Origin of the sequence: Pseudomonas sp. HTZ2 (genome assembly GCF_033173945.1) — a bacterium.
In the GTDB taxonomy this organism is placed as follows: Bacteria; Pseudomonadota; Gammaproteobacteria; order Pseudomonadales; family Pseudomonadaceae; genus Aquipseudomonas; species Aquipseudomonas guariconensis.
Genome location: NZ_CP137332.1, coordinates 165,664 through 179,827, shown reverse-complemented (window position 1 = coordinate 179,827; position 14,164 = coordinate 165,664). Strand labels below are relative to the sequence as shown.

Annotated in this window: 16 protein-coding genes and 1 tRNA gene; 5 read left to right on the top strand and 12 right to left on the bottom strand. The window is 62.2% G+C overall.

Going from position 1 to position 14,164, the window contains the following annotated elements; genetic code table 11:
* Nucleotides 1-27: 27 nt before the first annotated feature.
* From R6G97_RS00790 to R6G97_RS00775, 4 genes are read right to left on the bottom strand one after another with little or no spacing between them, the layout of a single operon-like run.
* A complete protein-coding gene (locus R6G97_RS00790) occupies nucleotides 28-717 on the bottom strand; it encodes an ABC transporter permease (protein ID WP_043211013.1) in 690 nt (229 codons plus the stop codon).
* Nucleotides 717-1,409 (bottom strand): ABC transporter permease, encoded by a 693-nt coding sequence (locus tag R6G97_RS00785; RefSeq protein WP_043211015.1) that lies wholly within the window; start codon nucleotides 1,407-1,409, stop codon nucleotides 717-719. The genes R6G97_RS00790 and R6G97_RS00785 overlap by 1 nt, the downstream gene beginning before the upstream one ends.
* A gap of 55 nt (nucleotides 1,410-1,464) precedes the next feature.
* Complete coding sequence (locus R6G97_RS00780; protein ID WP_043211016.1) at nucleotides 1,465-2,217, bottom strand: ABC transporter substrate-binding protein; 753 nt, start codon at nucleotides 2,215-2,217, stop codon at nucleotides 1,465-1,467.
* Between the two features lie 11 nt (nucleotides 2,218-2,228).
* Nucleotides 2,229-3,002 (bottom strand): ABC transporter ATP-binding protein, encoded by a 774-nt coding sequence (locus tag R6G97_RS00775; RefSeq protein WP_043211018.1) that lies wholly within the window; start codon nucleotides 3,000-3,002, stop codon nucleotides 2,229-2,231.
* 605 nt (nucleotides 3,003-3,607) lie between these two features.
* On the opposite strand from R6G97_RS00775, the gene gabP reads away from it, so the two are divergent.
* Nucleotides 3,608-5,008 carry a GABA permease gene (gene gabP, locus R6G97_RS00770; protein ID WP_043211020.1) on the top strand — a complete coding sequence of 467 codons (1,401 nt, stop codon included), beginning with the start codon at nucleotides 3,608-3,610 and terminating at the stop codon, nucleotides 5,006-5,008.
* A 131-nt stretch (nucleotides 5,009-5,139) separates the two neighbouring features.
* Here the strand turns inward: gabP and R6G97_RS00765 are convergent, their stop codons facing one another.
* From R6G97_RS00765 to R6G97_RS00730, 8 genes are all read right to left on the bottom strand, one after another.
* Complete coding sequence (locus R6G97_RS00765) at nucleotides 5,140-5,583, bottom strand: hypothetical protein (RefSeq protein ID WP_043211022.1); 444 nt, start codon at nucleotides 5,581-5,583, stop codon at nucleotides 5,140-5,142.
* Nucleotides 5,584-5,673: 90 nt separating this feature from the next.
* The gene (gene ppk2, locus R6G97_RS00760; protein WP_043211024.1) at nucleotides 5,674-6,681 is read right to left on the bottom strand and encodes a polyphosphate kinase 2; all 1,008 of its coding nucleotides are present in this window, start codon (nucleotides 6,679-6,681) and stop codon (nucleotides 5,674-5,676) included.
* Between the two features lie 143 nt (nucleotides 6,682-6,824).
* Nucleotides 6,825-7,145, bottom strand: coding sequence for a hypothetical protein (locus tag R6G97_RS00755; protein ID WP_317847697.1), 321 nt, complete (start codon nucleotides 7,143-7,145; stop codon nucleotides 6,825-6,827).
* Nucleotides 7,146-7,224: 79 nt separating this feature from the next.
* Nucleotides 7,225-7,686, bottom strand: a complete 462-nt coding sequence (locus tag R6G97_RS00750; protein ID WP_043211030.1) for a DUF4234 domain-containing protein — start codon at nucleotides 7,684-7,686, stop codon at nucleotides 7,225-7,227.
* A gap of 216 nt (nucleotides 7,687-7,902) precedes the next feature.
* Nucleotides 7,903-7,978: transfer RNA gene (locus tag R6G97_RS00745), tRNA-Phe, on the bottom strand.
* 89 nt (nucleotides 7,979-8,067) lie between these two features.
* Nucleotides 8,068-8,340 (bottom strand): oxidative damage protection protein, encoded by a 273-nt coding sequence (locus R6G97_RS00740; protein WP_043211032.1) that lies wholly within the window; start codon nucleotides 8,338-8,340, stop codon nucleotides 8,068-8,070.
* Nucleotides 8,337-9,404 (bottom strand): A/G-specific adenine glycosylase, encoded by a 1,068-nt coding sequence (gene mutY, locus R6G97_RS00735; protein ID WP_090346353.1) that lies wholly within the window; start codon nucleotides 9,402-9,404, stop codon nucleotides 8,337-8,339. Before mutY ends, R6G97_RS00740 begins: the two co-directional genes overlap by 4 nt.
* Nucleotides 9,401-11,641, bottom strand: a complete 2,241-nt coding sequence (locus tag R6G97_RS00730) for an AsmA family protein (protein ID WP_102081074.1) — start codon at nucleotides 11,639-11,641, stop codon at nucleotides 9,401-9,403. Before R6G97_RS00730 ends, mutY begins: the two co-directional genes overlap by 4 nt.
* Nucleotides 11,642-11,905: 264 nt before the next feature.
* Between R6G97_RS00730 and hisB the strand changes: the two genes are divergently transcribed.
* The 4 genes from hisB to hisA are packed head-to-tail and all read left to right on the top strand — an operon-like array spanning nucleotide 11,906 to nucleotide 14,163.
* Entirely contained in the window at nucleotides 11,906-12,499 is a 594-nt protein-coding gene (gene hisB, locus R6G97_RS00725; protein ID WP_043211130.1) for an imidazoleglycerol-phosphate dehydratase HisB, read from the top strand.
* Nucleotides 12,499-13,137 (top strand): imidazole glycerol phosphate synthase subunit HisH, encoded by a 639-nt coding sequence (gene hisH / locus R6G97_RS00720; RefSeq protein WP_043211039.1) that lies wholly within the window; start codon nucleotides 12,499-12,501, stop codon nucleotides 13,135-13,137. The genes hisB and hisH overlap by 1 nt, the downstream gene beginning before the upstream one ends.
* A complete protein-coding gene (locus R6G97_RS00715) occupies nucleotides 13,138-13,398 on the top strand; it encodes a DUF2164 domain-containing protein (protein WP_090346347.1) in 261 nt (86 codons plus the stop codon).
* 27 nt (nucleotides 13,399-13,425) lie between these two features.
* On the top strand, nucleotides 13,426-14,163 hold the full coding sequence (gene hisA / locus R6G97_RS00710) for a 1-(5-phosphoribosyl)-5-[(5-phosphoribosylamino)methylideneamino]imidazole-4-carboxamide isomerase (RefSeq protein ID WP_043211043.1): 738 nt from the start codon (nucleotides 13,426-13,428) through the stop codon (nucleotides 14,161-14,163).
* Nucleotide 14,164: the final 1 nt, after the last annotated feature.

Here is a 14,164-nt window from a genome sequence, read left to right as displayed (position 1 = left end):
GCAGGGCGGCCCCCGGGTTTTACAGTTTCAACGCCCCTGGCAGGCGTCCACGCGTAACCAGCGCTCGAGCACCTTGAAGCCCTGGACCAGTACGAAGGAGATGACCAGATAGAACACGCCTGCAGCAAAGAAGATCTCCACCGGCAGGTAGGTGCGGGCGATGATGGTCCGCGCCATGCCGGTCAGCTCCAGCAGGGTGACGGTACTGGCCAAGGCACTGGCCTTGAGCATCAGGATCACTTCGTTGCTGTAGGCTGGCAGGCCGATGCGCGCGGCGCGCGGCAGCATGATGTAGAACATGGCCTTGCCCCTCGACATGCCCAGCGCCCGTGCCGCCTCGATTTCACCTTTCGGGATGGCCTGCAGTGCGCCACGCAGGATCTCGGCGATGTAGGCGGCGGTGTGTAGGGTCATGGTCAGTACGGTGCACCAGAACGGATCGCGCAGGTACGGCCACAGCGCGCTGCTGCGCACCGCATCGAACTGGGCCAGGCCGTAGTACACCAGGAACAGCTGCACCAGCAGCGGTGTGCCGCGGAAGAAGAAGATGTAGCCGTAGGGCACTGCGCGTACATACCAATGGCGCGAGGAACGGGCGATGCCCAGTGGAATGGCCAGGATCAGCCCGGCGATAACAGCGATGGCGACCAGCTCCAGAGTCAGGGTCGCGCCCTGGGCCAGGCGTGGCAGCCACTTGATGATGACTTCCCAGTTCATTACTCGGCCCTCACGAAGCCGCGAGCGGCGCGTTTTTCCATGAAGTGCATACCGGTCATGGCAATGATGGTCAGGCTCAGGTAGATGCACGCGGCGACCGCATAGAAGGTGAACGGCTCTTTGGTCACGGTCACGCCGATCTGCGCATGACGCATGATTTCCTCGAGGCCGATCACCGACACCAGCGCCGTGTCTTTCATCAGGATCATGAACAGGTTGCCAAGGCCGGGCAGGGCGATGCGCCACATCTGCGGCAGGATGATCTTCGAGAGGATGCGGCCTTTGGACAGGCCCAGCGCCAGGCCCGCTTCGCGGTGCCCTTTAGGGATGGCCAGGATCGCGCCGCGGAAGACTTCCGTGGCGTAGGCGCCGAAGCACAGGCCCAGGGCGATCACGCCGGCGGCGAATGCGCTGAGCTCGAGGCCCGGCATGTTCAAGGCTTCGCCAAGGCTGTTCATCAGCCCGACGGTGCCGAAGTAGATGAGCAGTACCCAGAGCAGTTCGGGCACACCGCGCACCAACGTCGAATAGGTGCTGCCAAGCCATTGCAGCGGCTTGACTGGGGATGTCTTGGCCAGGGCGCCGAGCAGGCCCAGGACCAGCCCCAGCAGCAGGGCGCAGAGCGCCAGTTTTACGGTCATCAGGGTGCCGGCCATCATGGCCGGACCGAATCCGTGCAGGTCGATATTCATGGGCAGGTGCATTCAAGGGACCGGCGCCGCGCAAGGCGGCGCTGGTCTGGGTGAATCATTCGATGCTGAACGGGAAGTACTTGTCGTTGATTTTCTTGTACGTGCCGTCGGCCTTGATTTCGGCCAGGGCCTTGTTCAGCTTCTCGCGCAGCGGGTCGCCTTTGCGCACGGCAATGCCGATCTTGTCGCTGTCGACCACAGGCTCGCCCTTGAACTCGAAGTTCTGGCCGTCCTTGCTCTTGAGCCACTCGTACTGCACGTACTTGTCGGCCAGGATGCCGTCGATGCGGCCGGCGATCAGGTCCAGGTAGGCGTTTTCCTGGGTGTCGTAGAGTTTGACTTCGACGTCATCGCCGTAGTTGTCTTCCAGCCAGGTGCCGGACAGGGTCGCGCGCTGGGTGCCGATCACCTTGCCCTTGAGCGAAGCCTTGTCGGTCTTGAAGTCGACGTTCTTCGGGGCGATGAACTGCAGCTTGTTGGAGTAGTAGGGGTCGGTGAAATCGACGGCCTGCTTGCGCTCGTCGGTGATCGACAGCGAGGACACCAGGAAGTCGAACTTCTTGGCGTTCAGTGCAGGGATGATGCCGTCCCAGTCGGAGGTGACGACCGAGCACTCGACTTTCATCTTGGCGCACAGGGCGTCGCCGATGTCCTTGTCGAAGCCGACCACGTTGCCGCTGGCATCCTTGTTGTTGAACGGCGGGTAGGCCGCCTCGATACCCATGCGCAGTTTTTCCGCGGCCATGGCATTGGCCGAGAAGACCAGCGTGGCGGCAGCGGCCAGGAGGAATTTCTTATAGGTCTGCATGTGTTGCTCCGTTAGCGGTGGCTGGACATGAATTGCTTGCAACGCGCCGAGGTCGGGTTTTCGAACACCTGCTGCGGCGATCCCTGCTCTTCGACCAAGCCCTGGTGCAGGAAGACGATTTCACTGGACACCTGGCGGGCAAAGTTCATCTCGTGCGTCACCAGCAGCATGGTACGGCCTTCTTCGGCCAATGCGCGGATAACGTTAAGCACTTCTTGGACCATTTCCGGATCGAGCGCCGAGGTCGGCTCGTCGAACAGGATGACCTTGGGCTTCATGGCCAGGGTCCGGGCAATGGCCGCGCGTTGCTGCTGGCCACCGGAAAGCTGGGCGGGGTAGCTGTGGCGCTTGTCATGGATGCCGACCTTGGCCAGCAGTGCCTCGGCGGCCTCGATGGCCTCGGCCTTGCTCAGGCCCAGCACGCGACGTGGCGCCTCGATGATGTTGTCGAGGATCGACATGTGCGGCCACAGGTTGAAATTCTGGAAGACGAAGCCGATTTCGCTGCGCAGACGGTTGATCTGGCGGTTGTCGGCGGCGATCAGGTCGCCGGTCTTGGTCGCCTTGAGCTTGAGCTCTTCACCGGCGACGAGGATCTGCCCCTGGTGGGGATTCTCCAGCAGGTTGATGCAGCGCAGCAGGGTGGACTTGCCGGAACCGGACGACCCCAGGATCGAGATCACGTCACCGTCGCGTGCGGTCAGAGAAATGCCCTTGAGAATCTCCTGCTCGCCGTAGCGTTTGTGCAGGTTGCGGATTTCCAGCGCGGGCGTGGCCTGGGCCATGTGCGGTCCTCATGTGTTCGGGTGCGTTCCCAGCTGTTGGCGGCCTTCCTGGCGAGCGCCAAGCTAGCATAGCGGCGTAATGGCGGCCAACCAGGTCGCAAGTGGCTCGGGTCGCTGGCGGGATACTTTGTCGCATCGTTGCAGCGGACTGTCGCGAGGATGTCCGCGCGCACGTCCCCAGCACCGGAGCCTTGATGAAAAAAGGCGCGATGGTGCCAGCTTTGGACGTGTGTGGGAAGCCGTTTTTGGCCGGGTAGTACTTTGCGCGTGAGTGTGCGGGGCTTGGGTTGCTCCTTAAGGTTGCACTTTCTGTTGATCGTTTTTTGTGCACGGGTGTTACCGTGGGGCACCTTTGGTGCATTTGTAAGTGGGTATTTCAGTAATCAGGGCTTGGCAAGAAAATTTGACGACCTTTCGGTCAAGGCATGGCCGAAAGGCCTGCGAGGCCCGGAGCGCTTGGCCATCAGCGAATTCTGACGAGCGTGATTCGCGGCTGGCCCGCTTATTGCCATACGGAAACCACCGAATGCAGCGACGCCTACCTCAACCCCGGGCGCGCTCCGTTTAAGCATTTCGGGTGGTCCACTCCTTACAAAGGTAGTTTTATGAGCGGTAAGCACAATTCCAATGACCTCGCTCAGGGGCTCAAGCAACGGCATGTCACCATGCTGTCCATCGCTGGCGTAATCGGCGCCGGTCTATTCGTTGGCTCCGGCCACGCCATCGCTGCGGCAGGTCCTGCCGTTCTGCTCGCCTATGCTGCGGCGGGCACCCTTGTGGTGTTGGTGATGCGCATGCTCGGCGAGATGGCCATCGCCTCGCCGGATACCGGTTCCTTCTCCACATATGCCGACCGCTCCATCGGGCGCTGGGCAGGCTTTACCATCGGTTGGCTGTATTGGTGGTTCTGGGTCCTGGTGATCCCACTGGAGGCCAATGCTGCGGCGGCCATCCTGCATGCGTGGTTCCCCGCCGTGGACCTCTGGGCCTTCTCGCTCATCATTACGCTGGCGCTGACCCTGACCAACCTGTGCAGCGTGAAGAACTACGGTGAGTTCGAGTTCTGGTTCGCCCTGCTCAAGGTACTGGCCATCATCGGCTTCATCGTCGTTGGCTGTGTGGCCATGTTCGGCCTGGTGCCCAATAGCCAGGTCAGCGGTGTCAGCCATCTATTCGATACCCAGGGCTTCATGCCCAACGGTCTGGGCGCGGTGCTGGCCGCCATGCTGACCACCATGTTCTCGTTCATGGGGACCGAGATCGTCACCATCGCCGCCGCCGAATCCAAAGACCCGGGCAAGCAGATCAGCCGTGCCACCAACTCGGTGATCTGGCGTATCTGCCTGTTCTACCTGGTGTCGATCTTCCTGGTCGTGGCCCTGGTGCCATGGAACGACCCAGCCCTGGCCGAGACCGGTTCCTACCAGACCGTCCTGAGCCGCATCGGCGTGCCGAATGCCAAGTTGATCGTCGACATCGTCGTGCTGATCGCCGTGACCAGCTGCCTGAACTCGGCGCTGTACACCTCTTCGCGCATGCTGTTCTCCCTGAGCAAGCGCGGCGATGCGCCGGCCATGGCGCAGCGCACCACCAAGGCGGGGACTCCGCACTGGGCGGTCCTGCTGTCCACAGCGGCGGCGTTTCTGTGCGTGTTCGCCAACTTCGTGGCTCCGGCTGCGGTGTTCGAATTCCTGCTGGCCAGCTCCGGCGCCATCGCGCTGCTGGTGTACCTGGTGATTGCTGTGTCGCAACTGCGCATGCGCAGCCAGCGTGAAGCTCGGGGCGAGAAGATTGCCTTCAAGATGTGGCTGTTCCCGGGGCTGACCTGGGCGACCATCGCGTTCATCGTCGCGATCTTGGTGGTGATGGCGCTGCGCGAAGACCATCGCGCCGAGATCATCGCCACCGCATTGCTCAGCATTGGCGTGGTCGCTGCCGGCCTGCTGGTGCAGCGTAAGCGCAAGGCCGAAGGCCAGGCAGCGGGCCAGGTGGCGCTGGATAACTGATCCGGGCTGCTGAACAAAAAAGGCCGTGTCCTGTGAAGGGCACGGCCTTTTTGTTTGTCTGTATCGGCGTTTTCGCAGGTAGATCCACTCCCACAGAAGCTTGTGGGGCGGGTTTGGGCTGCCGGCGATCTTCAGCCGAACTGCTTCTGCTGTTGTTGCTGCTTGGCGACCGCTTCGGAGGCTGCCACATAGGCCTCTTGGAACTCGTCGCTTTCCAGCCAGGCCATGGTGGCATCTTCGTCGCTGCCGTCGAGCCATTTGCGATAGGCAGTGAAGACCATGACGATGTAGTCGGTGGCGTGTTCTTCCTTGTGGCCCTTGAGCACCAGGGCCAGCAGCGGATCGACCAGGAACACCGAGATCATCGGCACCAGGCCGTTCTGCTGGGCTTCCTTCATCTTGTCAAACAGGCTGTTGTAGCTGCCTGAGTCCATGGCTTTGTTGAAGACCTGCTCGACGCTGGCGCTGTCGCCGGCGCTGGCCTTGACCGCCTGGCCGCTGCGCACCATGCGGTTCTGCTTGGCCTTGGTGGCGGCGCGCTTGGCGCGTTTTTGCTGCTTGGTGTTGGAGGCCATTGGGGCGAATCCTTGGGGGTGTCTGGAAAAATGCGCGTATTGAAGCGTAATTGCCGAAGAAACCCAAGGGGCCGGCTTGCGGCCCAAGGCTCAACTGACGAGCGAGGGAGGCTCATCCTCCTCGAATCCCCGCGAGGCCCGTCCGACCAGCAACGGATCCGGTGCATGGGCGATGCTATGGTCCTTGCCCGGGTAGTCCAACGAATGCAGAAAATGCCGGATGCAGTTGATCCGCGCACGCTTCTTGTCATCGGACTTGATCACCGTCCACGGCGCGTCGGCGGTGTCGGTGTGGAAGAACATGGCTTCCTTGGCGGCGGTATAGTCCTCCCACTTGTCCAGCGACTTGATGTCGATGGGCGAGAGCTTCCAGTGCTTGAGTGGATCGTCCCGGCGCGAGATGAAGCGGCGCAGCTGCTCTTCGCGATTAACCGAGAACCAGTACTTGAACAGCAGGATGCCGCTGTTGCACAGCATCCGTTCAAGCTCCGGTGTCTGGCGCATGAACTCCAAGTACTGCAACGGGGTACAGAACTCCATCACCCGCTCGACGCCGGCGCGGTTGTACCAAGAGCGGTCGAAGAAGACCATTTCGCCCGCGGTCGGCAGGTGCTGGATATAGCGCTGGAAGTACCATTGGCCCTTCTCCTGCTCGGAGGGCTTTTCCAGGGCGACGATCCTCGCCCCGCGTGGGTTCAGGTGTTCCATGAAGCGCTTGATGGTACCGCCTTTACCTGCCGCGTCGCGTCCTTCGAACAGAATGACCACGCGTTGGCCGGTTTCCTTGACCCAGCTCTGGACCTTGAGTAGCTCGATCTGCAGGGCGTGCTTGGCCTTCTCATAGTCCTGGCGGCGCAGGCGCGTGCGGTAGGGGTAGCTGGCCGGCAGGCGCGCCGAGGTGCTGTCTTCATTGCTGCCGCGCCGCGCCGAGGCCACCTCCAGCGCTGCCGGCTGCTGGCTGATGGCGCTGATGCTCGGCTCTGGGGTCGTCTTGGCGGCAGTCTGGCGTCTGCGAGGTGGGCGGTTGCGGGCGATTGGCGTGATGCTGGGCGTCGCATCGGCAGTGGGAGGGGGCAGAGGCGTGGCGTCGTCGCTCATGGCAGTCCTTTGGGGTGGGTTCGAATGTCCACCCGATAGGCTAGGGCGCGGCGAGCGATGGCTGTTTGATGTCGATCAACGTCGCGCACTTTGCGCTGTGCTGCCGTAACCCCATGGCTAGCTAGCCATGGGGTACAGGAATCTCAGGCTGCGGTCAGCGCGGGGATTTGCAGGCCGAGTTTGGCGGCGGCGTAGTCCATGTCGCCCTTGGAGATCGACTGCGCCTGGAAACCGGCACCGATCAGGTCCTTGATGTACAGCTTGTTGTAGATGAAGCAGAACACCAGCGAGCTCAGGCCCATGGTGAGCATCTGCAGTACGAACTGGAACGCACCGAACTTCCAGTCACCACGGAACAGCGCCGGGAAGAAACCGAAGAAAAAGGTGGTCCAGGAGAAACCGACCGGGGCTTCTTTCAGCGCGCCGGTTTTCGGGTTCTTGAACATGATCGACGTGTAGGCCATTTATCTCTCCTTGTACACCCGCTTTTCAATGCATGGGCGGGCTGACATGCAAATCCTTGTGCCGGTTGGCGTTCGTGGATCAGGGCTGTGCCGGCTGCGCATGGATCGGTTGCTGGCGCTGCGCGTTCTCGCCCAGTTCGTTGATGCAGTAATTGATGTAGTACGCGTTGAACAGGAACGTGTAGAAGGCGTTCATCGAGAAGTAAGGCTGCTGCTGGGCGTTGGCGTAGGTCATCAGCAGGCTGCGGGCATTGAATGCCCAGACGATGAACAATACGCCGCTGGCGATGCTCAGCAGGGCGCCGATGCCGACCAGGAAGGGTTCGGGATTGTCGATGAACACTCCGCTCAGGCCCATGCAGACGCAGATCCAGATAATGTAGGTCTCGCTGCAGACCGTCTGCCCAGTGGCTTCGCGCAGATGTTGGTTGGTCTTGTACAGCCAGATCAGCAGGTACAGGCCGCCGGTGGCCGCGCACAGCAGTACCAGGTGCAGTGTCTTGCGATTGACCTTGTTCATGAGTTCGGCAGGGGATGTCATGGCGCTTCCGATTTTCGAGAGGAAAAAACGGGCTGAGGCATCGGCTGTCTGATGAGGCATTCCTTGCTCAACCATCGTCCTTGGGGTGTGCGCTGCAAGGCGGGGGCAGCGCGGCGCGAATGATAGCACATGGCTATTTTGACGCCAGACTTTCGTTGCAAAAGTCGCGGGCATTAAAAAACCCCAGGCAACTTGCGTTACCTGGGGTTTGGCACTTGGTGCCCAGAGACGGAGTCGAACCGCCGACACGAGGATTTTCAATCCTCTGCTCTACCGACTGAGCTATCTGGGCGACGGGGCGAATTAAAAAGGTTTTCAGACCTTCCGTCAACGACTTTTTTGAAAATTTTTTAAATTAATTCCGTCGCTTACGTTTTTCGGTCATTCGCTGGGCGGAACGTAGCCTTCGGCCTGAGCGTACTCCTCGCCAGCGAAGAACTTGTCCATCTCCGCCTGGAGGAATTTGCGGTCCTCGGCGTTCATCATGTTCAAACGCTTTTCGTTGATCAGCATGGTCTGGTGCTTCTGCCACTCATCCCAAGCCTTTTGCGAGATGTGATCGAAGATGTCCTGGCCTTTGGCGCCCGGGTAGGGAGGGCGTGGCAGGCCAGGGAGCTCTTCGTTGTACTTGCGGCACTTCACGGTGCGGGTCATCGGGACTCTCCTGCAATCAATTCATCGGCCGCGCGTTTGAGCAGCTTCTTGACCGGGGCGGCGAGGCCCAGGCGCGGCGGGGTGGCGAGGTTATACCAGAGCCAGTCGGGCTCAGTCACGGTCGTGCCCAGCGAGTCGACTCGCACCAGCCACGGCTCGATGGCCAGCTGGAAATGGCTGAAGGTATGGGTCAGGCCATCCAGGGCTTGGCTGCCGGTCGCGCGCAGGCCGTGCTGGTAGGCCAGGTCGTCGAGCTGTTCCAGGTTGTCCAGCTCCGGCAAGCTCCACAGCCCGCCCCATAGGCCGCTCGAGGGGCGGCGATAGAGCAGGATGGCGCCCTCATGATTGGCCAGCATCGGCATCAATGTGCGGCGCTGCGGCAGCGTCTTGCGTGGCTTGGGCTCGGGGTATCGGGTTTCCTCCCCGAGCAGGTGGGCTTGGCAGCCGGTCTTGAGCGGGCAGATCAGGCAGCTGGGCTTGCTGCGGGTGCAGAGGGTCGCGCCCAAGTCCATCATCGCCTGGGTGTAGTGGTTGGCCCTGGCGTACGGCGTGAAGCGCTCGGCGTTGGCCCACAGCGCGTTGGCCACCTTGGGCTCGCCAGGATAGCCGGCCTGGGCGGTGTAGCGGGCCAGCACGCGCTTGACGTTGCCATCGAGGATCGGTGCGCGAATGCCCATGCTGATGCTGGCGATGGCACCGGCAGTGGAGCGGCCGATGCCCGGCAACGCCGTTAGTTGCTCGACGCTGCGTGGAAACTCGCCGCCATGCTGCTCGACCACGATTTTCGCGGCCTTTTGCAGATTGCGCGCCCGAGTGTAGTAACCCAGGCCCGTCCACAGGTGCAGCACCTCGTCCTCCGGCGCCTCGGCCAGGGCCTGCACGGTCGGCAGGGCCTGCATGAAGCGATCGAAGTAGTTGAGCACCGTGCTCACCTGGGTCTGCTGCAACATGATTTCCGACACCCACACCCGATAGGGCGTGATGCCCTGTTGCCAGGGCAGGTCATGACGGCCGTGCTGGTCGTACCACTGCAAAACGGCATGGGAGAACTGCTCGGGACTCATCGTTTGAACAGCCCCTTGAGTGCATCCTTAAGCTCCGGGCTGACCTTGTCGCCAAGCTTCTCGTCGAGTTTTTCTTGCAGGCGGTTGCCGGCCAGCTTGGCTGCGACCTTACCCAGGCCTTCCTGGTCCAGGCGGCAAGCCTTGGCGCCAAGTTCCAGCGGGCCACGGCAGCGCACCGGCACCTCGATACCGACATAGCGCTCGTTGACCTGGCAGGCCGGGTCCGGCATGGCGCGCTGGTCACCTTCGACGATCACGCCCAGGTTGTAGTCCATGCCCAGTACGCGCAGGTCCACATCGCCATGGCCGTTGACGGTCAGGCCTGGAATGCTTGCCTTCAGGTTCGGGTTGCTGGCGACGCCATTGCGCACCACCAGGCTGCCGCGCAGTTCCTGGAAGGGGGTGTCCTTGCCGCGCGGCTCGCCGCTCAAGGTCTTGCGGTTGAGGGTCGCGATGGCATGACACAGCTGCTGTTCGAGGTTGGCGTTGACCAGCACGCCATCGTTGAGGGTGAAGCTGGCATTGCCGTTGAGGGTGTCGACCAGTGCTTTCTGACTGTTGCCGGTGGCGGTCAGGTCGCTGGACAGCGTCAGCAGGCCCTTGACCGGGGGCGCCTTGTCCGGGGTGTCGGACTTGATGAAGTGTTCCACCGGCACGCGGTTGATCCGGGTCTTCATGCCGATCTGTGGCACGGCCGGGCGCACGTCGAGTGTTCCGTTGGTCTCGAAGCTGCCGTCGTACAGGCCACCTCGGAGGGTCTCGAGGGTCAACAGGCCTCCCTGGCCGTTGGCCTTGAGCTGGGCATCGGTGATCGGCAGCTTGTCCAGGGTCAGGGTGCCGAACGACACGTCTGCCTGCAGATCGAGCTGGCGCAGGCGATCCACCGGCAGCAGCTTGTCACTGCTCCAGGCCACCTGGGTCGGCGCGTTGGGCAGCGGAGTCGTACTCGGGCCGCTGACGGCGCTGGCTTCCTGCTGCTGGACCTCGGCCTGGCGCGCGGCGCTGGCGCCCTTGGCTTGTTCGCTCTTGGCCTGCAGGTAACGGTCGGCGTTGAACGTGTCGCCTTTAAGGCGCAGGCGAAGGGCCTGCTTGGCGAAGTCGTCGATGGCGATGCGGCCGCTGAAGGTGCTCTCGTCGAGCTTCACGGCCAAGTCTTCCAGGGCCAGGCTGGTTGGATTGGCCTGCAGGCGGGTGACCAGTTCCAGCTTGCCGAACGCGGCTGGGTCGGCAGTGGCAGGCAGCGGATGGCCGATGCTGTCGAGGAAGGTGCGCAGGTCGAACTGAGCGATGGACAGGCCGCCGCTCAGTTGCGGGGTCTTGTCCAGGTCGCGCAGGTTCAGCTCGCCCAGGGCGCGCAGCTGGTTGGCGGAGAGCTTCAAGCCATTCCAGGAGGCCACGTTGGCGGCAAGGTCGACCAGTAGCTGGCCTTGGGCGGCGAAGGTCATGGTCTTGCCGGCCAGCGGTTCGCCAGAGGTCTCGCCCGACAGGCGCATGTCCTCGATGTTGTAGCGCTTGAGCTTACGGTCGAAACGCAGCTCACCCGTCAATTCGGTGCGTGCCTTGAGGCTCGGCTGGCCAACGGTGAGGAAGGCACTGGCCTTGAGCGGGATGTTCACGCCCTCATGGACTGCACCGGTGCTCAGCTGGATGCTTTGGGCGCTGAAGGTCTGGCCGGTCTTGGCATCGGTGTACTGCACCTGGGCGTTGTTGACCGTCAGGCTGTCGATGTCCAGCTTGACCATGCGCTCGCGGGAGTCTTCCTTGTTGGCCGGCGTATCGGCCGTGGCGGGGGCCTCGGTCGTGCTGGTCGACGGCGTGCCGGCAGGCTGCGGCAGTGGTTTGCCGATGTCTTCCCAGTTGCCGTGGCCGTGTTCGTCACGGTTCAGGATCAGGTTCAGGCCCTCGACGCGCACATCGCTCATCTGCACCTCGCGGCGCAGCAGCGGCAGTACACGGACCGACAAACCCAGCATCTGCAGGTCGGCGAATGGCTCCTTGGGCTTGTTCAGCGTGGCGATGCTGGCCTCGTGCAGCTCCAGGCCCAGCCAGGGGAACAGGCTCCAGCCGATATCGCCATTGAGCGTCAGCTCGATGTGGGCCTTGTCGCGGGCCAACTGGCGAATCTCGTCTTTGTAGTCGTTGGGATCGAAGAGGTGGGTCAGGGCGAAGCCCAGCGCCACGATGATCAGCAGCAACCCGAGAAGCCCCAGCCCCAGGATTTTGCCGAACGCTTTCATGGGCGAGTCCTTGTAGTCCGTTTTTGAAATTCAAGCCTGGGAGTATAGCGCCGTGGGTAGGACCTCGGCGTAATCAATAGTGGCGGACGGCAGGGCCAGGGCAGTCCGTGTCGGCAGGGCTTGTCCCGCGAGCGAGCGCCCTGTCGCTTCAAACAGCAGAAATTACACATATGCGACATTGCCATATGTCATCCGCGTTCCAAGCGGGCGCGATCTGGGCCTATAATGGCAGCCTTTTCGCCCAATGATTTTGCGGAGCTGGTGATGGTCGAACGTAAGGCTTCCGTCGAGCGCAATACCCTGGAAACCCAGGTAAAAGCCTCGATCAACCTCGATGGCAGTGGCAAGGCCCGATTCGATATCGGTGTGCCTTTCCTCGAACACATGCTCGACCAGATCGCCCGGCATGGGCTGATCGATCTGGACATCGAGTGCAAGGGTGACCTGCATATCGACGACCACCATACCGTCGAAGACGTCGGCATCACCCTCGGCCAGGCGTTCGCCCAGGCCATCGGTGACAAGAAGGGCATCCGTCGCTACGGTCATTCGTACGTACCGCTGGACGAAGCGCTTTCGCGTGTGGTCATCGACTTCTCCGGCCGTCCGGGCCTGCAGATGCACGTGCCGTACACCCGCGCCAGCGTGGGCGGCTTCGATGTCGACCTGTTCCAGGAGTTCTTCCAGGGCTTCGTCAACCATGCCCTGGTGACCCTGCACATCGACAACCTGCGTGGTCACAATACCCACCACCAGATCGAAACCGTGTTCAAAGCCTTTGGCCGCGCGCTGCGCATGGCCGTCGAGCAGGACGAGCGCATGGCCGGGCAGATGCCTTCCACCAAGGGATGCCTGTGATGCAGACCGTCGCCGTAATCGACTATGGCATGGGCAACTTGCACTCGGTGGCCAAGGCCCTGGAGCATGTGGGGGCTGGCAAGGTGCTGGTCACCAGCGACGCGGCCGTGATCCGCGAGGCCGACCGTGTGGTGTTCCCAGGCGTTGGCGCGATCCGCGACTGCATGGCCGAGATCCGTCGCCTGGGCTTCGACAGCCTGGTGCGTGAAGTCAGCCAGGACCGTCCGTTCCTCGGTATCTGCGTGGGCATGCAGGCCCTGCTGGACCACAGCGAGGAGAACGACGGCGTCGACTGCATCGGCCTGTTCCCCGGTCAGGTGCGTTTCTTCGGCAAAGACCTGCAGGAAGACGGCGAGCACCTGAAGGTGCCCCACATGGGCTGGAACGAAGTCAGCCAGACCATCGACCATCCCCTGTGGCATGACATTCCCGACCGCGCGCGCTTCTATTTCGTGCACAGCTACTACATCAATGCCGGCAAGCCTGGGCAGGTTGCAGGCCGCGGCCACTACGGCGTCGATTTCGCCGCGGCCCTGGCCGAGGGCTCGCGCTTCGCCGTGCAGTTCCATCCCGAGAAGAGCCATACCCATGGCCTGCAACTGCTGCAGAACTTCGTCAGCTGGGATGGACGCTGGTAAATGAGCAAACCGCGGACCAAGGCCCCGATCATCACCCTGGCGCCCGAGCAGGAGCGCCAGGCGCTCGACACCTTGAAGCGCTTTCTCGAAGACCGCTTCGAGCTGACGCTTGGGTCGTTCGAGGTGGCCGAGGTCCTCGATTTGTTCAGCAAAGAAATTGCACCTCACTACTACAACAGGGCGATTGCCGATGTTCAGCTGCACCTCAAGGAGCGGTTCGAGAGCATCGAGAGCGACCTGTGGGCACTCGAGAAGCCCTGAATTTCACTGATTAGACAGGTTCCCAAGATGCTGATTATCCCCGCTATCGATCTGAAGGACGGTGCCTGCGTGCGTCTGCGCCAGGGCCGCATGGAAGACTCCACGGTATTTTCCGACGACCCGGTGAGCATGGCCGCCAAATGGGTCGAGGGTGGCTGCCGTCGCCTGCATCTGGTCGACCTCAATGGCGCCTTCGAAGGCCAGCCGGTCAACGGCGAAGTGGTCACTGCCATCGCCAAGCGCTACCCGAACTTGCCGATCCAGATCGGCGGCGGCATCCGCTCGCTGGAGACCATCGAGCACTACGTCAAGGCTGGCGTGAGCTACGTCATCATCGGCACCAAGGCGGTCAAGCAGCCTGAATTCGTCGCCGAGGCGTGCAAGGCGTTCCCAGGCAAGGTCATCGTTGGCCTGGATGCCAAGGACGGCTTCGTCGCCACCGACGGTTGGGCCGAAGTCAGCTCGGTGCAGGTCATCGACCTGGCCAAGCGCTTCGAGGCCGATGGCGTCTCGGCGATCGTCTACACCGACATCGCCAAGGACGGCATGATGCAGGGCTGCAACGTGCCCTTCACCAAGGCCCTGGCCGAAGCCACGTCGATTCCGGTGATCGCGTCCGGCGGCATCCACAACCTGGGCGACATCAAGGCCCTGCTGGATGCCAAGACCCCGGGCATCATCGGTGCCATTACCGGCCGCGCCATCTATGAAGGCACCCTCGATGTCGCTGAGGCCCAGGCCTTCTGCGACAACTACCAAGGCTGAG